The 17755-nt window shown below is 68.4% G+C and carries 9 protein-coding genes; 7 read left to right on the top strand and 2 right to left on the bottom strand.

The genetic code is table 11. The features are described from left to right. Positions 1–49: 49 nt before the first annotated feature. The 6 genes from IE326_RS26650 to IE326_RS26625 all read left to right on the top strand — a co-directional run bounded on the left by IE326_RS26650 (position 50) and on the right by IE326_RS26625 (position 9512). Positions 50–508: a hypothetical protein gene (locus IE326_RS26650; RefSeq protein ID WP_190043309.1), complete on the top strand. Its 459-nt coding sequence runs from the start codon at positions 50–52 to the stop codon at positions 506–508. Positions 509–2136: 1628 nt separating this feature from the next. Further along, on the top strand, positions 2137–2982 hold the full coding sequence (locus tag IE326_RS26645; protein WP_190043308.1) for a ParA family protein: 846 nt from the start codon (positions 2137–2139) through the stop codon (positions 2980–2982). Then, entirely contained in the window at positions 2979–4439 is a 1461-nt protein-coding gene (locus IE326_RS26640; protein WP_190043307.1) for a hypothetical protein, read from the top strand. Before IE326_RS26645 ends, IE326_RS26640 begins: the two co-directional genes overlap by 4 nt. Positions 4440–4834: 395 nt before the next feature. Next, positions 4835–5290 carry a hypothetical protein gene (locus IE326_RS26635; protein ID WP_190043306.1) on the top strand — a complete coding sequence of 152 codons (456 nt, stop codon included), beginning with the start codon at positions 4835–4837 and terminating at the stop codon, positions 5288–5290. A gap of 380 nt (positions 5291–5670) precedes the next feature. After that, positions 5671–8175, top strand: a complete 2505-nt coding sequence (locus IE326_RS26630; RefSeq protein WP_190043305.1) for a hypothetical protein — start codon at positions 5671–5673, stop codon at positions 8173–8175. Beyond that, the gene (locus tag IE326_RS26625) at positions 8172–9512 is read left to right on the top strand and encodes a MarR family transcriptional regulator (protein ID WP_190043304.1); all 1341 of its coding nucleotides are present in this window, start codon (positions 8172–8174) and stop codon (positions 9510–9512) included. Before IE326_RS26630 ends, IE326_RS26625 begins: the two co-directional genes overlap by 4 nt. Positions 9513–9740: 228 nt before the next feature. Here the strand turns inward: IE326_RS26625 and IE326_RS26620 are convergent, their stop codons facing one another. After that, on the bottom strand, positions 9741–10778 hold the full coding sequence (locus IE326_RS26620; protein WP_190043303.1) for an SWIM zinc finger family protein: 1038 nt from the start codon (positions 10776–10778) through the stop codon (positions 9741–9743). Next, positions 10775–13771 (bottom strand): SCO1167/SCO6262 family helicase, encoded by a 2997-nt coding sequence (locus IE326_RS26615; RefSeq protein WP_373310271.1) that lies wholly within the window; start codon positions 13769–13771, stop codon positions 10775–10777. Before IE326_RS26615 ends, IE326_RS26620 begins: the two co-directional genes overlap by 4 nt. Positions 13772–13946: 175 nt before the next feature. On the opposite strand from IE326_RS26615, the gene IE326_RS26610 reads away from it, so the two are divergent. After that, positions 13947–17594, top strand: coding sequence for a hypothetical protein (locus IE326_RS26610; protein ID WP_190043302.1), 3648 nt, complete (start codon positions 13947–13949; stop codon positions 17592–17594). The last annotated feature ends 161 nt before the right edge of the window (positions 17595–17755 follow it).

Genomic DNA, 17755 nt, shown 5'->3' with positions numbered 1-17755 from the left:
TTGTGGCACCACGGCGCGGGCCGGTGGCGCCTGACCGTAGGGTGCGTGCATGCCCGACCTGACCGAACAGCAGATGAGCGAGTTGAAGGCGGCTGCCGCAGCCGCGGCCGTGGTCCCGGCCCATCAGGCGGTGGCTGCGGTGATGTGCCGGATGGCCTCCGTGGACCCCGTGACCGGGCGGAAGGAGAGCACCGCGTCGCTGCTGAATCTCGTGCGGGGCGATGAGACGGAGATGCGGGCCGCGTTTGAGGTGGCCGGCCGGATGCTGGCTGGTGATACCCGGCCTGATGGTCAAGTCGTGCCAGTAGGAAGTGCCGCTGGCGATCCGATGATGACGCTGGCGTGCGACGTCATCCGGATGGGCATGCGCGGGGAGCCTGAGCGCGCATGGGCTCAACTCGGGCAGCAGCATCCCGCCCGGCGGGCGGCTATCTTCTCCATTCTGATCTCTTTCATCAACTACCACTTCGCCGGGCTCGACCCGCTCGCCCTGGCGACTGCGGAGTAGGTCTTGCCGTGCGCGGCCGACTCAGCCTGGAGATCCGCCAGGCGGGCGCGGGGCGTCGGCGGACAGACTGCCACCCGAAGCAACCAGCACACGCGCTCACATGTTCACATACTTTCACGCACGCACCCCTTCATGCGGGCGCACACATCCTTTTGCCTGCACCTTTGCGCTTTCGCGCCGAGCCGCACGGGCGTCATCGCTTCGCTTCCATCGGGTCATGCCGCACACTCGATCCATCTCCTGATTCACAAGTTCACATACTTTCACGCACGCACCCCTGCACGCCAATGTGCAGACTTTTACTCTTCCATGCCTTCTAACCTCTTCCGTATCACGCTTTGTCACTTGCAGTGCCCACTATTTACTTTCACGTACACTCTCTCCCTCCTGACCTTCCTTACTTCTAAACTTGCGACAGTCTCCACCTTCACTCTTGCTTCTTCATGTACTTCACTTCACTATTACACTTCTACTCATTTGCACGCTCACTCCCCTCGCCTCTCGTGCACATTCGGACTTCAACGCAACGTCTCTTACCCAATTCACCACCTCCTTCAGTCCTTGCTACTTCTCTCTCCTGCGCTATTACTTACGTCACTCTTCACTTGCAGGCCCACTTGCTTGCCTTACGTCTCGCTCGCTTGCTTGCGCTTACATAATCAGTCAGACTTCTCTTCAAACTCGCTTGCGCCCACCATGTCCAACCTGCAACACCCCGCGCGCGCTCTACCCCTTAGCCACTTGCTTCTATCGGCGCGCACAGTCGACCACCCACCTCTTGATGCAACCGACCTCTCGCATTGAACTACTCTCACCAAGACCTCGATGCTTATAGACGAGCGCTCTCGCCTCGAACCATGCTCTCTTGCGTTAGCACTCCGGCCCATACCTAGAGCCGTACTCTCGCAAGGTCTCACTGCTTTGCGACCTTCCGCGCAAATGCGCCACAACATGCACGCGTCACCAGGCATGCGACCTGGCAGCGGCAACCGCCCGCTTACGTAGGCCTCGTAGCACAAAGGCACACCCTCACCACAGGCGTGTCACCGTTCAGCGCGAGCTCCCACCCGCCGCCACCACCGAACAACCCGCCACTCCCCAGCCCGAGCCCACAAGCAGCCGGCCTCACCACAGGCGTGTCACCGTTCAGCGCGAGCTCCCACCCGCCGCCACCACCGAACAACCCGCCACTCCCCAGCCCGAGCCCACAAGCAGCCGGCCTCACCACAGGCGTGTCACCGTTCAGCGCGAGCTCCCACCCGCCGCCACCACCGAACAACCCGCCACTCCCCAGCCCGAGCCCACAAGCAGCCGGCCTCACCCGTCCGTGCGAGCTCTCAGCAACCATCGCTTTCCGCCGCAACGACTCGGAATCGCGAAAAGCGACCAAAATCGCAAATCCGACATTAAGGCACGCAGTTCACGCGGGTGCGAGTCTGACAGGCTCGGCCAATCCCAAGGAACCGGCAACCGACACGCTGAAAGTCCCAGCTTCCATGCGGAGCGCACCCCTACTGCTGTTAACCTTTTGGCCGTCACCGTGAATCTGTCAGTCCCAACCCCCATCGACGTCGGCAGGAAGCGAACAGCTAGGGCGAGGCATCTAGGGGGATGGGAGAAAGGCACCCATGAAGGTCATCGTCCTCGCCAGCCAAAAGGGTGGAGTGGGTAAAACCACGACGTCCGCCAACATCGGTTCAAGTCTTGCCAGCGGGGGAGCCCGCGTTGGCATGGTCGACCTTGAGCTCCAGGGTCAGCTAGGTGTTTCCTTGGGCGCGTTCGCGCGTAAGCCTCAGGACATCGGGAGCGCCCTGCTCGACTACATCGATGCGGTCGATGCAGACGATCTTGCAAGCATGACGCCCCTGGGAAGCCGCATGGCGGACAGGAGCGTCCTACTCAAGGACTTCGAGAACCCCGGCACGCTCAGCGTCATCGGCTCGGTGATGAACGTAACTGACCGCGCTCGCACCGAAATTGCCAAGCGAGGTTGGGAGGCGGTGTCAAGCCTTCGCCATCTCCTTCTCACGCTGCAGGACGACTTCGACTTCATCATCGTCGACACCCCGCCCTCCGCCGACGCCCTAGCCTCCGTGGCCCTTGCTGCCGGCGACTACGTGATCGCCGTCTGCAACCCGCGGCTCGCAACGGCGGACGGGGCGCGCGTGGTTCGAAACAACGTGGCCAAGGTCCCAGAGCGCACGGGAGGCGCCTGCCGCCCCGTCTTCCTCGGAACTGTGATCAACGAGGCCCAGCCTCCGTCGAAGCGCACTGACGAAGCAGACGCCGTTGACACCTTCCTCAACAAGCACGACCTCGCACCCTTCACGAAGGAAATCAGGACGAGCCCGCAGATCTCCGCTTCATACGGCATCAGTCGGCCCATCGTCATTGATGAGCCCAGCTACGCCGCAAGCGGCTGGTTTGAAGACCTCACCGTCGAGATCATCGACCGGATTCGAGGCCTGTCATGACATCTTCGTCGGAGGAGTCAACGGCAAAGCCCTCCCGGAGGAAGGGGCGCGGTAAGGCGCGCGCCTTCGACTTCAGCGCCATCGAGCACGTCGGCAACGACGCCACTGAGGGGGGATTCCTGGGAGACGACGCTGCCGAGTCCGAGCGACGAGAGGGTGCGGCTACAGCCATCGTGCCGCCCAGCCTCTCGCTCGACAACTACTCTCCTGAGTCGAACGATGGGGACGACGCCGGCACTCCCGGGCTGCCGGTGTTGGCATCGGGCGCCCCTGAGGCCCGGCATCTCGTTCCCTCACCGTTCCTGTCTCGTGAGAACGAAGCCATCCTCCAGACCGAGACCCAGGTCGAGACTGAGGCCGAGACCCAGGTCGAGGCCGAGACCGAGGCCGAGACCCAGGACCAGGTCGAGGTCGAGGCCGAGACCGAGGCCGAGACCCAGGCCGAGACCCAGGCCGAGACCCAGGCCGAGACCCAGGCCGAGACCCAGGCCGAGACCCAGGCCGAGACCCAGGCCGAGACCCAGGCCGAGACCCAGGCCGAGACCCAGGCCGAGACCCAGGCCGAGACCCAGGCCGAGACCCAGGCCGAGACCCAGGCCGAGACCCAGGCCGAGACCCAGGCCGAGACCCAGGCCGAGACCCAGGCCGAGACCCAGGCCGAGACCCAGGCCGAGACCCAGGCCGAGGCCGAGACCCAGGCCGAGACCCAGGCCGAGACCCAGGCCGAGGCCGAGACCCAGGCCGAGGCCGAGACCCAGGACCAGGTCGAGGTCGAGGCCGAGACCCAGGTCGAGACCCAGGTCGAGGCCGAGACCCAGGCCGAGGCCGAGACCCAGGCCCTCAAGGCAAGCCCTGCCAGCGAATCTGCGGAGGTGGCCTCAGCACCTGACCGACTGCAGGCTGCAGTGATGCCGCCATCTGGGAGCCGCCGCCGAAACGATGGTTCCAGATCTTCGGCAGAGTCGGCGCTGAGGGCACGCACTCGCAAGAAGGCTGCCGACACGAAGCCTCCGATGCAGGCCGCCGTATTGGCTTCGTTCATAAAGCACAGGACAGCCCGTGACTGGCCCACCTGGTCTGGCCGCATCGAGGGAGAGACCAAGACGCGGCTCCTCAACAAGGCTGATGATGATGCGCTGTCTTCCGAGCGCAATCTCATGCCTGGGCACTACCTCGACGCCGCACTGAAGTTGGTGAAGGACAAGAGTCCCGAGGAGCTTGCGGCCATGGCCAACGAGTGGCTCATCGACAGGTGGTCCGGCGAGCACCCGCCTGGTGTAAGCATCCAGGCCGGTGTATCGCCCGAGATGTATAAGTTCCTCAAGGGGCTCAAGCGTCATCTGCGCGGTCAGCGCGGCGCCGGAAGCGGAGGTCTCATCCTCGACGTCGTCTCGGCAGCGGTGGATCGCTTCCTTGATGATGCCGACAGGGAGGGGCCCTTCCTCCCCACTCGGTAAACGTTACTCAGCAGGGGTGGCCCGACCCAGAAGGTCGGGCCACCCCTGCTGCCATCTGCTCACTTATTCACATACTTCCACGCACGCACTAAGTCATCCGACCTTGCATGCGTCGATACACATCGCCTGGCGCTCTTCCGGACTTCTTCGCCGCCTATCGACCGTCTCCCCAGCATCACTCGCTATGGCACTGTCACTCTCACCCCAGGTCCAACGCGCCTCTGACACTCCCAAGCATTCACATCGCGACCGCACCATCTATGCAGGTTTGAGCTGATTTTGCGCGCGAGTGCCGGGGTAACTGATCTGAAGATCCGACACACGGTGGTTCTGTCATTACCACTCCATGCCTGATCGGCGAGTAGGATGCTCTTGATTGAAAGCGAGGACTGTTCATGAGCACGGCGCCCAGCGGTTGGTCACTCCGCGCCCTGGCCCAGGAAGCACATGTCCTGCCCAAGGTGGCCCGAGATGCCGCAGAGGAAGGAGTGATCGATGCTCAGCACACCGTGGAAACGGACATTGTTCTTGTGCGCCTCTACGGGGCCTTGAAACGCCTCGTCTGGCCTGAGGAGCGCCGGCCGGCGAACAAGGACCAGGGCCTGCGGGTATGGGAAGCCATAACGATCGAGACCGCTCGAGCAGCGCTTCCAGACGATATGCACGACGACACTGGCCTCTTCGTTCACCAGACGGGGTGCGAACTCGTCTCCGGCCCAGGACCCAAGGCCTTGGCGTTCTTCAAGCTGGCCGAACAACCGTTCTACTACGCGCCATTGGGTCGGTGGTTCAACGAGCTACCGAGTCAGCGTCTTCTCGCAAGCGAGACCTCAGAGAAGGCTGACGCGTGACATCGCCGTCACATCTCAGGTAACTCGGTCGAGATCGACCCGAATCATGCACAGAACTGGCCCGGGACTCCTCAATCCCGGGCCAGTCACGTCGAGGAGGTGAGCTTCGCTCCCCATCCCTAGCTGAATACCCGTCGCGCATCCGGCCTCCCAACCTCCGCAGGCGGTGCCGGTCGGCGATGAGGGTTTCCCTCGTACCTCCTCGACTGGAGCAGATCATAGCTACCCGCACGAGGGGCGGCTCAGTCATGCCTAAAGCAGGCCGAAGCCCCTCCGAAACGTCTCAGTACCCAGCATCGCAGCCTTCGCATTCCGGCGCTTGGTCTGGGAAGCTCCAGCTGGCCGCTCGACCGGAATCCGCCCTACGGCTTGGGCGCGGGATGCAGGTCCGGCTGTTGACGGCCGTCCGCGCTCTGCTTACCGATCCCAAGCTCATCGGTCGTAAGGATGTTGTGCGTCTCGGCATCCTGGTGCTGATGGCGAAGGCCAGCCACGGCAGATGCCGTGTTGAGATCACGGCACGTGAGTTGGGCCGGTGGCTCGGTGTGTCGAAGTCGACGGTCGATCATGAAGTGCTCAGCGTTCTCCGCGAGGTTGATGCTGTCGCCTCGCGTGTACTGCGGGGCAGCGACGGTCTGCCAACCGGTGTCGAGTACCGGGTGGAGCCTCTGTGGGAGGTCCGGGGGGACGTTGGTGCGCCGTTGGCGTTGTCGAAGGTGGAGTTGGCGACGCTTCTGCGGTTTGTGGAGGGCCTATTCGCACCGGGTTGGGGTGAGAGGTGTGCCACGCCTCCAGGTCTACTGGTTGAGCATCGGGGGAGGGGGGCGGCTTCAGATCGCCTGGCTCTGGTCCTGTTGGCTCTGCATGCGCGGCCAGATGGTCGGGTGCCGTTGGTGGGCGGTCCGCTGGCGAAGTCGGTGGCTCGTTACGGTCGCGCGGCCGTGACACTGGCGCGGATGCTCGGATGCAGCGTGCCCGTGGCCGCGGCGGTGTTGGAGCGGCTTCGAGCTTCTGGAGTCGTGACAGGTGCTGCAAGCGAGCTCCGGCTGCCGGCCGTGGCGGCCGCGCACAGCTCCGCGGCCGCAGTTCAGGATGCTGCTGACCTCGCGAGTTCCGCCTCACCGGGTCTGGTGACTGCTGATGATGCGGCGGGTTATGCGCAGTGTGCCTGCCACGAGGGTGTCGGTGACGAGCTTGTGGTGGAGGGAGATGGCTGGCGGCAGATGTCCTGGGATGATCTGGAGACGGCCGAGGAATCTTCCGGAACTGCACCCAGAGATCTCGACGACGTTGAGATCGATCTTTTCGCAGGTCAGAGCGTCTTTGAGACGTTCGAGGCAAGTCGTGTTGCTGCAGACTCTCACACCGATCACGCGGTTGTGGCTGATGTATGTGGTGAAGGTGCTGGTGGTCTTGGGTTTTCCGGCGAAGCCGCGTCGGGGTACTGCCGTCAGCCGGTACGCACGTGCGAGGACGGGAACTCCCCGGCATCGGAGCCCGATCTTCAGGGTGACGTGTCGGTCGTCGGCGGTGAGGATGGCCCGCTGCGCGGGGAGAACCCGGATCTGCTGCTGGCGGAGAGGGAGTCGGAGGCGTCGGCTGCGGTGTGGACTCTCCAGGCATGGAGGGCTGTGTCGGGTGGGCCGCCGCCTGTGTGGGCTCAGGTGCCCAAGGGGCTGGAGCGCGTGCTGGAGCCGGTGGCCATGGTGTGGGGGCGGCTGGACCGGCTGACGACTCGGCGGTACGTAACGAAGGTGGTGCGGGCCCAGCTCTACGAGATCTCGGGAGCGTGCGGGCCGGAGGTGGATGCCGAGCGGATCCTGCGGGAGAGGTTCAAGCGCCGGCTGGCCGAGCAGGGCACGGTGCCCATCAACGACCCGGTGGGCTGGCTGGTCGGCCGTGCTCTGCCACGCCGGTCGGTGTGCCCCGATCGCCGGTGCGACGACGGGCGGCGGATGGATACCCGGGCCGACTGCACCGCGTGCCAGATGCTGGTCCTGGACGGACGAGCGCTGCGGGCCCGCGCCTTCACCAAGGCCACCACGGCCTTGACCGGTGGGCGGGTCGACCGGTCTGCGTTCGAGGCGGAGCTGAACGCGTGCTGGCACCAGGAGGCCGCTTTTGCGGCAGTCCGCCATGAGCAGGCTCTCCAGGAGAGGAAGGCTCGTGAGCGGGTTTGGGTCGAGCAGCGTGATCGGTACGTGGTTCAGGAGGCTGCGCGGCAGGCGCTCGCGTGCGAGGTGTGCGGGAAGCCGGAGTCGGCCGGGATGTGCGGCCGGTGCCGTGATGAGCGGCGCGTCGAGGAGCTGGTGACCGAGGCCGTCGACGTGGCCGTAGCCACTTGGGGGATGAGCGGTGAGGCTCGCCAGCTCGAGGTCGTTCGCAGGACCGAGGGTGAGATGCGTGGCGCGGTCGACCAGGCGGTAGGGGATCTGCTGGCTGCGGGCGGCAGCGTCTTCCCCGAATCGGTGGCGCTCGCGGCCCGGCTGGCCGCGGAACTCCAGCTGGCCGCCCTGCGGCGGCGGGCGGTGAACAAGTTCGCCTACCAGGCGCCGGTCCAGGCCGAGTACGAGAAGGTCTTCGCCACCGAGATGCGGCGCAGCCATCTCCACGGCAGCCTCGACGAGGCCCGCGAGGTTGCGGAGGAGACGGCCCAGAGGGTGCGGTTCAACACGGCGCAGACGCTCCTGGACGCCCGGTTGCGCATGCTGCGGTCCGCCCGGTTGGCGGAGGTGGATGCGGAGCCAGACTGGCATGCGCAGGCGGCCGCTCAGGTTCGTGCCCTGATCCGCCCGGCGCCACGGGAGCGCGCTGTGTCCGTACGGCGGCCGTCCTCCGCGGCCACGCCGGTGATCGGCGGAGAGCTGGCGGGGGTGGGGGCATGAACCGTCCCGGACGCGTCCTCGCGCAGCGGCCCGTACGGCGGCCGTCGTTGACCGAATGGGTGGAAGCGTTGCCCGGCCTCTCGGGGAGGGCGCGCCGACTGCTGCTGGAAGGCGACACCGAGGGCCGCTACGCGGGCAGGACGGCCGCCGATTCCGGGTACCGGTTGACGATGGCCCTGGCGGTCGCGGTGTCCCAGCCCGGCCGGGAGTGGACCTTCGCGCAGTGGTGGGAGGCGCTGGTGCTGCGCCCGACCGCAGGCGGCACCTGGGCGCGGTCACTGCGTTCACGCAAGGGCGAGCGGTACGCCGAGGGCAAACTCGCCGGAATGCTCGACAAGGCGCGCGTGTTCGTCGGCACCTCGGGGGCGATCGTGTGCCGGGCCGATGCCATGGTGGCGATCGCCCGCCTTCGAGCCGCCGTTGAGGCCGTTGTGTGGCCGGGGCTCCGCGGTGGCACGGATCAGAAGAACCTCACCGCGCGGCTGCAGCTCGCTGAAGAGGCCGGCGGACTCGAGCACGAGGTGTCGGTGCGGCAGCTGGCCGAGCTGATGGGCTGCGCCCGCTCGACCGTGGAAGCCAGCAACGCCCGCCTCCGCGCCGCCGGGTGGCTGTCCCTGGTCACGGCCGGCGCCGGTGAGCGCAGCTCGACCTGGTCCCTGCAGATCCCAGGAGAAGCCGAAGAGTCCTGTGCGCGCCCGGGACACCGTTCAGCTCCGGGGGAGAGGGGGGCAGAGGGTGTCCCGGAGGCGCACACGGATCGGGAGGTCAGCACCCGCGCGCTGGGCACGGTGATGGGCTCGGACGCCTGTCACCACTACGCCCACGGCACGTCCGGCGCCCGGATCCTCGCCGCCCTCGACCCGCTTGACGGCCTCGACATCGTGCACCTGGCCGCGGTGACCGGCCTGCACCGCACCACAGTCCGCCGCCGCGTGGACAAGCTTGTCGAGGACGGTCTGGCCGAGGAAGCCGACGGCCTGGTCTACCTGCCCCGCCACCTTGCCGGCGACGGAGGCCTTCGCCCTGACCCCGACCAGCTTCGGCAAGTCGCTCGCGACCGCGGCACCGCGGGCCTGGGGGAGCGGCGCCGCAAACGCCACGGCGATCAGCGGCGCTACTACCGGGAATGGCTCACCGCGCGCGCACAGCGCGCCGTCGAGCGTCACCGGACCGGACGGGCGCGGCTGCGGCTGGTGCCCGAGGGCGTGGTCGACGAGAACACCGGAGAGCTCCGCGACCCGGCCTGGCATGGGTGGATCGTCGACGACCCGTACCGCCCGACCTGGCCCACCCCATCATGGTCCGGCAACGGATCGCCCGAGGCGGTGTACGGATGACCACTGCTTCCAGGACCTGCACATGGCCGGCCGGCTCCCGCTCAGCCTTCGCCCATGGGTACCGGCTCTCCGGCGAGCGACAGCCGGCGATGTGGCGCGGTGCAGCAGTCCGAACGGCCGGCGGTATGGCGGGTTGGGGCGAGGCCGCGAGACGTCTGCGCCCAGCCGGTGAAACGGCAGCGCCAAACGTCGACGCCGTACCGATGGTCGGGAGATCCAGATGCCAGGTCAGCCGCCGAGGCCCCAGTCGCGGACGGCTTGAGCGAGTTCCGCCTTGGTCATTCCGGTGGCCTTCTGGAGCTCTTGGAAGCGCTGCTGCAGCGGGATGTGGGGGATGTGGCGTGAGACTGGTGAAGTGCCGTTCAGTTCGGCCTCAGCGGGGATGCCCGCCGCCGACGTCGTCGTGGTGTCGGTCTGGGTGAGGGCGTGAAGAAGAGAGTGGGCGCGCTGGGCAGACTCGGCAGCGAGTCCGGCAAGGGTCTGACCGTCGAGCCCACCGACATCAGGGAGCACCGGTGTGGCCGGCTGCTCGGGAGGAGGCCACACCGGAGGAAGGGGTGGACGGGCAGTGCGCTCCCACTCGTCGAAGACGGTCTGAGCAGAGGTGACCGGCGGGAGCGGCAGGCTCTTCAGCCCGTGACTGCGCAGGCTGGGATGATCGGCGTTCTGGAGGCCGGCGAAGAAGTCGACCGGGGCACGGCCGCGGAGAAGCAGCAGGACGAGAGGCATCGCGTCGAGGCAGCGGGCGGCCTGGAGAAGGGCCGTGGCGGCGTGCTTGCACAGGGCCCTGCGGCTGGAGCAACTGCACGAGGCACGGCACTCGTCGAGGGTCGGCAGGAGGCGGATGCCGTTGCGGACGCCCGTGCGGGTGAGCTCCTGGAGGACGTGCTCGGCGGGCAGGCGCGCGAGCTGGTCGGCGAGGTGGCGGGTGATCACGGTGAGGTCGCGCCACTGCCCGTGGTCCAGGACCGGGATGTGGATCGTCGGGCAGGGCTGAGGGGTATACGAGCGCGCGGACGGCGCGGGGTGGGTGTTCTCGTTGATCCAGCACCGGATGGCGCCGGGTTCGATCACGAGGTGGGTCACCGCGGCGGTGCGGGCGTACGCGCGGGCCCAGCCGAACGGGCTCTTCGTGGAGCCCTTGGCGCGGGGCGAGAGCGCCTCCAGCCAGAGACGGCCGCCGACGCCCTCGCACAGCTGCTCGTCCGGGAGCGGGGCGAACGGGGTGAACCGCATGCGGTAGGGGTTGTGGTCGGTGAGGGTCACCTGCTGCTCCTGAGGGCGATCAGGTCGAAGAGCTGCTCGTCGTTCAGCTCGGTCAGGCCGCTGCTCACGTCGGACAGGACGGAGTCGGCGAGGTCCTTCTTCGCGGCCAGGAGCTCGGCGATCCGTTCCTCGACGGTTCCTTCGTTGATCAGGCTGTGAACCTGGACGGGATGGCGAGTACCGATGCGGTAGGCGCGGTCGGCGGCCTGGTCCATGACAGCGGGATTCCACCACTGGTCCAGGAAGATCACGTGCTGGGCCCGGGTGAGGGTCAGGCCGGTGCCGGCGGCTCGCAGTGACAGCAGGAACACCTTGAAGTCGCCGTTCTGGAAGGAGTCGACGAGGGCGGGTCGGCTGGCGACCGGCGTGCCGCCGTGGAGAGTGCGGTGGTCCACGTGCTGCTGGGTGAGGCGGGCGGAAACCAAGCGGACCATCTCGACATACTGGGTGAAGACCAGCACCGACTGTTGCTCGGCGAGCATGACGCCGAGCAGGTCGTCGAAGAGGTCGAGTTTTCCCGAGCGGCCGGCGAGCCGCCTGGTGTCGGCCTCCTTGAGGTACTGGGCCGGGTGGTTGCAGACCTGCCGTAGCGAGGTGAGGAGCTTGAGGACCAGGCCGCGGCGGGCCATGCCCTCGGCGGCCTCGATCTTCGTCATGGTCTCGCGTACGACGGCCTCGTACAGCATGGTCTGCTCGCGGGTCAGGCGCGCGTACTGGGCGGTCTCGGTCTTGGGGGGAAGCTCCGGCGCGATCCCGGGATCGCTCTTGCGGCGCCGGAGCACGAACGGTCGGATCAGTGTCGCCAGCTGAGCGGTGGCAGCCGGGTCGCGGTGTGTCTCGATCGGCTTGGCGAAACGAGCCCGGAACGCCTTCAGCGGGCCAAGCAGCCCGGGGGTCGCCCAGTCGAGCACCGACCACAGTTCGGAGAGGTCGTTCTCGACCGGCGTGCCGGTGAGCGCGACGCGGCCGCGGGAAGGGATGTTCCGCAGGGCGCGAGCGGTGGAGGAGGTGGCGTTCTTGACGTGCTGGGCTTCGTCCAGGACCACCAGCGACCAGTCCACGCCGGCGAGCTGTTCGGTACTGAGCCGAGCGGTGCCGTAGGTAGTCAGGACGAAGCCGTCCTCATCGAGGCCGGCCAGGGTGCGGCCCGGGCCGTGGAAGCGGCGTACGCCCGTCGAGGGAGCGAAACGACCGATCTCGCGTTCCCAGTTCCCCAGGAGGCTAGCCGGGCAGACCACCAGCGTCGGCCCGCGAGTCGCTCCGGACTCCTGCCGGGTCAGGTGCAGCGCGATCAGGGTGATCGTCTTGCCCAGGCCCATGTCGTCAGCGAGGCAGCAGCCCAGTCCGTTCGAGGTGAGCTGCTGCATCCAGGACAGGGCGTGCCGTTGGTAGGGGCGCAGCGTGCCGGCCAAAGCCATGGGGGGTGCCGTCTCGATGACCGGGCTGGTGAGCACGGTGCGCAGGGTGGCGAGCCACCCGGCCGGCTCCACCTCGATCACCTCGCCCTCCACTTCGGCCTGGCCGATCAGCGCCGCCGCGACGGCATCGAAGCCGGCGAGGTCGGCCATCTTCCGGCGGCGGACCCTGCGCAGGACGGCCGCGTCGACCCGTACCCACTGATCGCGCAGCCGCACAAAGGGGCGTTTCGCCTCCGCCAGCCGGTCCATCTCGCCATCGGTGAGGTCCCCGTCCTCCCCGAGCGCCGCCTGCCAGCGGAAATCCAGCAGCGCCTCCGGGCTCAGCCGGCCGGACGGCGCGGCGCCCGGTTTCTTCGGCCCCAGGACCGCCCGCACCGTCAGGGAGCGCACCAGATCCCGGGGCCAGTGCACCGCGCAGCCCGCTGCGACCAGGTCGTCCACCGCATCACCGAAGAGGTCGTCGACTTCCTCGGCGCGCACCTCTAGCACATCCGGCACGGGCGAGTCCAACAGGCGCTCCAGCGGCGGCCACGCGCGCGCGGCACCGCGGAGGGCCACCATCGTGCCCTCCTGCCGGGCCGCGTCCGACGATCCCGGCGGCGCCGGACGGCGCCACAAAGCGCCGGCGTCCACCAGGTCCCGCGGCGGGTCGACGTCCTGCACCTGGACGACGGCCCGTACGCCGGAGTCCCCCGCGTCCTCGATCTCCAGCCGCAGGGAGATCTGCACACTGACCGGCGCAGTGGTCGGCCCTCCTCCCGCTCTCAGCACCAGGTGCGGAACGTGCTGCGGAGCGCGGGCCGCATACGGACCTGAGCCGTCCGGGGGACGCGCGAAGGAGTCGGCGACCGCGTCGAGGAAGGCGCCGAGCAGGGACGAGCGCTTCGGAACGGACGGCGGATAGCTGTTCGCACCGAACGGCAGAGCACGGGCCTGCGGAGGCATCGCCTCGGCGAGGACTCCGAAGTGCTCCTCCTCATCGGGCAGATGAGCGGCGCTGTGCCAGGCATCGAAGCCCGATGCCGTCACCTTCGGGCTCAGCCGGCCGCGCGCCAGTAGTTGGAGGGCGAACAGCGAGGCTGCCCCCCAGAACTGGCAGCTCTCCTCGCCTTCCGCGTCGAGACGGCTGCGCGCGAGGACCGGCAATGCGATGTCCAGAGGCATCCACCAGTACGGCGCCCGGGCAGAGCGGACCCCATCACGGCGCGCCCGCACCACCGTCGTCTCTCGCTCTCCGAGCACGGCGCCCTCAGGAACGGCCACCTTCTCAGGCGACCCCATCGATGCCACGGGCCTGAAGAACACCATCCGGCCCGAACGCGGAGGATCAGCGGGTTCGAACACCGCCGCGTAATCGATCAGGCGGTAGGAACCCACAGCAGACGAACTCCCCTCAACCACCACACCCTTGCGCACAAGGGCATACGACAGGTCGGAGTTTGCCGTGCCGGCTGGCCTCACCGCGTGAAATGCCGCGAAGCGGACCCGATCGAGTGACAAGAACGCCGCGTGACCCACTCTCCGCGCTTCGCCGCGGTGATGCGGAGCCGCGCCCAGGTGCTCAGCGGAGCTCACACCGGCAGTGGATCAGCGCAGGTGCACGGTCACTGTTGCGCGACGCCAGGCCCGGCCGGGCGCAGGAGCTGGAACTCCGCACCGGTCCAGCAATCCCGAGTTCGGATAAGAAGCGCGCACGGCCCCTCCGGCGCTGGCAGGCTGTACCCCGCACCTGTGCACGGAGAGGCGAACGATGCCCGAGAATGACCGCCGTCAAGAACACCTCAGCGTCTTGGACGCGGCCTTGGAGCCCTACTCCAGCGTCTCGGCGCTCGCCCTGCTGAGGGCGGCGCTCGACTCCCCGGGATGCGCTCGCTTCCACGACCACCTCTTGCTCGCCTGGACCCGCGCTCTGGCCGGTCCCGACCGAGACGGGCGGTCCGCGGCCGCTGACGATCTACGGGCCGTCCTGCACGCTGCCCTACAAGCCGCCCCGGACCGCGGCATCACGACCGACCGCACGCCCAACAACCCAACCCAGAGCGTGCACTTCACGATCGGCGAACGCGGACGGTTCCTTGTCCACCCGGGCGAACTCGACCACCCGCTTCTCGTCCTGCGCAGCCTCCACGATGTCGCCGATGCCGTCGACGACCACCTCGTCCACACGTGTGGGTTCGGCATCGGTGACATCCTCGAACTCGCGCTGCGCCACACCGACCACACCGTCGAGAGCCTCGCCCCGGCCTGGCCACAGGCCTTTGAGGCCGAACCAGTACCGGTGCAGATCACGTGCGAGGTGACCGATGCGGAGATCACGGCCGCGGCTGGCCTCGGCACCGCCCACCTCGCCGCGACCGCGACCGGGTCCGGTGGGCCGGACCGGACAACAGCCGCGCTCGCCTACCTCACCCGCGATCTGAACGACCTGCCCCTCACCTACAACCCCGGCCAACCTCTGCTCGGCCCCACCCTCCTGATCAGCAGCAGCCATCGCACCGTGCCGGTGCCGGCCTCCACCGCCCTGGAAGCAGCCACCGCCGCGGCCGGCGACCTGCTCCAGCGCCACCCGGCACCACCCGAGGCCCAGCACCGGCTTCGCCACCGCACGATCGCCCGCGTCGCGCGCCTTCTCGGCCTGGACCACATGCCCTACGACCCGGGGGAGGTGTGCCGGATCACCTCACCGTCGCACCGTCTGGAGATCGCGATCACCGCGACCCTCGCCGACGACCTCGCCGCCCTGATCGAGAAGGCACGCGCCGAGCTGTCCACCAGCCCCGCCGGCGCAGGCCGGCTCGTCATCTACGCAGGCCCCCGGTTCCTGGGCCGGGAAGTGATCACAGACACCCTCTACCTCCACGTAGAGGAACTCACCGAGATCTTCACCGCCGCCGGCGGCGACCTGACGATGCTTGCGCTGTGGGTACTGGAACTCACCCAGCACCCGGGCACCGACGCCGTCGCCTACTACGACGTCCTCGACGCCTGGACAACCTGGTACACCCAGGCCACCCTCCTGCCGCCCGGGCCGTATGAAGAAGGCGTCGCCGTCGTCGAACCGTACGGACGGGACGTCTCCTGGGACCGGGCCGCCATGTGGGCTCCCGTTGACGGCATTCTGGCTGCGGCCGGCCTGCTGCCCGCCATCGACTGGACCGAGTGCCGCCTCACCGAGGCATCGGCGGGCACCGGCCTGTGGGCCGACCTTGCCCAGAGCGTCGACGGACAGCTGACCCTGGCCTGCGTCAGCAGCCATCCGCCGTTCATCGTCCTGACCACCGTCAACCCCGACGGGCGGGCGGTGCTGGACGCTGCCGCCTTCGCCGGTCTCGCCGACGGCATCCGGGGCACCCTCGCCGCGCACCCTAGCCTCGCCCAGCACTTCACCCTGCCCGGCCGCCGACCGGTCCTGCTGCATCTGACCGAGACCGTCGAGCCTCACCAGGCACCCAACCAGACGAAGACCGAACCGCCAGGCGACGTCCTTCCGCTGCTCATCGCCACGGACAAGGACACCGCGCGCATCGGCATCGTCCTCGATCCGCCGCTCCTGGACCGCTTCACCGACGACGGCCACCACATCCTCGGCCTCGCCCTGCACCACGCCATGGGCCGTCTCCACTCCACCGACGACGCCGAGCATCCGCCTGGCGCTGCCGAGTTCAGCGCCGCATGGGACGCCGCCGTCCCGGTTCTCACCTGGTACGGCACCGACCCCTACGCGCCGCCGCCCGCACCACCCCACTCCCTCCCGAACCTCACCCCCTACGTCAGAGCCCGCGCCATCCGTGTAGCCGCCGACGCCGTGCGCGCAGCCGGTGTCCCGGCCGGCACGTTCACCGGACCCGAGGCCCTGCGCCGCGAAGGCCCCGCCGAACAACTCCTCCACGCCCTGGAGAAAGAGCTCGCCGAGCAGCTCCGCTCCCACCACCCCGACCTCGTACACGCCCTGGTCCGCCACCTCAACGCCGCTCTCGCCACGCGGGCACACGGCCGCCGCGAAGCCGTCACCGGTATCGCCCGCACCCGAGACGAGCCCTGGCAGGAGGAGGCCCGACGCCGAGAGGCCGACGGCGCCGTCAGCACCACCGCCCTGCAACTGATGCTCCAGCAGGCACTGATCACCCCGCCCGCCGGCGACAAGACCGCCGACCTCATCACCATCGCCGACCTCGTCGCCCTGGCCGAACTTCTCCTGCGCACCGCCCTGGTCGCCCTCCCCGCCAGTAAGCGGCTTCACCCAGTAACCCTCACCATCCACCCCACCGGCGTGTTCACCCTCGATGACACCCTCGAGACCGCCGATGCCGGCCCCGAGGGCCACCTCGGCTTCGACACCGCGGCCTACCGCCACGCCCAGGAACAGCACTGGCTCACCCGAGCCGGCACGGCCGAGCCGCAACGCCTCACCCCCGAGGACCTGTTCACCGCCCGCAGCGGCTCCCGCACGCCCATCGCCTTCACCCAGCTGCACCCGCCGGCCAGCAGCACCCTCGCCCGCGCCGACGCCGCACTCACCGCCCAGTGGGGCTGCGGCCTCGACGCACTCGCCGCCGTCCTCGCCACCGCCTCCGACTGGCCCACCCGCCCCGACGGCACCGCCCTCACCAGCCGAGACGAGCTCGCCCGCGAGACGGCCGCATGGTCCCAGCTACCCGAAGCCCAGACCCGAGCCGCCGTCGAGCAGCTCGTCCTCCACCCGGGCAACGCCGCAGGAGGCCACACCCACGCCTACACCGAGGTCGAGCGCCGCATCCGGCCCCTCACACACCCGCTCATCGCCCACAACGACGACGGCATCCTCATCGCGCCCTGGCTCGTCCACACCTCCCAGCAGCTCTACGCCACCTATCTCGCCGACGGACGCCTGCCCCGCCCCGACACCCCGCCCGAGGCGAAGGACCTCCTCGACCGCCACCGCCAGCAGTACAACAACCAGCTCGAGACCGACCTCGCCCAGGCCGCCGTCCACGCCGGCCTGCCGTACCGCTCCCGCCTCGAGCGCGGCCCGGCGGCCGCCGCCGGCATCCCGGGCCTGTCCGGCGAGATCGACCTCCTCGTTGCCGACCCTGGCCGGAAGCGGCTGTGGGTGATCGAGGCAAAAAACCCCCACGGCGCCATCGGCATCCACAACGTCGCCCAGAACCTGGGACGGTTCACCAGCTATCGCACCAAGCTCCTGGCCAAGGCCGCCATCATCGACGAGCACGCCACGGCAGCCGCGCTCGCCTGCGGGGCCGAGGCAGCACAGGGCTGGAGAGTCATCCCCCTGTTCGTCACCCGGAGTATTGACCCGGCCGCCTTCACCACGACCCCGGGCGTCGCTTTCACCACGATCGACCACCTCGCCACCCTCCTGACCGGCCACACCGAGCCGGAGCACGGATGGAACCACTAGGGCGCCCGGGTCTCGAAGAAGCATCTTGCGGTGGGAGCAGCCCGCCGATCCCTCGCCGCCCTCACCCCGGAGTAGCCCCCGTGCCGCCGACACCGTCACCCGACAACTGGGCCGCCACCCTCTTCGACGACGGGTTCGAGACGCGCTTCACCGAGCTCGGC

Source organism: Streptomyces filamentosus, from assembly GCF_014654895.1.
Taxonomy (GTDB): Bacteria; Actinomycetota; Actinomycetes; order Streptomycetales; family Streptomycetaceae; genus Streptomyces; species Streptomyces filamentosus.
The sequence above is the reverse complement of the archived record's forward strand: the minus strand, read 5'-3'. Positions and strand labels throughout refer to the sequence as shown.

Coding starts and splice junctions, on each gene's coding strand:
- IE326_RS26650 (WP_190043309.1), top strand. CDS start 50: ATGCCCGACCTGACCGAACAGCAGATGAGCGAGTTGAAGGCGGCTGCC.
- IE326_RS26645 (WP_190043308.1), top strand. CDS start 2,137: ATGAAGGTCATCGTCCTCGCCAGCCAAAAGGGTGGAGTGGGTAAAACC.
- IE326_RS26640 (WP_190043307.1), top strand. CDS start 2,979: ATGACATCTTCGTCGGAGGAGTCAACGGCAAAGCCCTCCCGGAGGAAG.
- IE326_RS26635 (WP_190043306.1), top strand. CDS start 4,835: ATGAGCACGGCGCCCAGCGGTTGGTCACTCCGCGCCCTGGCCCAGGAA.
- IE326_RS26630 (WP_190043305.1), top strand. CDS start 5,671: ATGCAGGTCCGGCTGTTGACGGCCGTCCGCGCTCTGCTTACCGATCCC.
- IE326_RS26625 (WP_190043304.1), top strand. CDS start 8,172: ATGAACCGTCCCGGACGCGTCCTCGCGCAGCGGCCCGTACGGCGGCCG.
- IE326_RS26610 (WP_190043302.1), top strand. CDS start 13,947: ATGCCCGAGAATGACCGCCGTCAAGAACACCTCAGCGTCTTGGACGCG.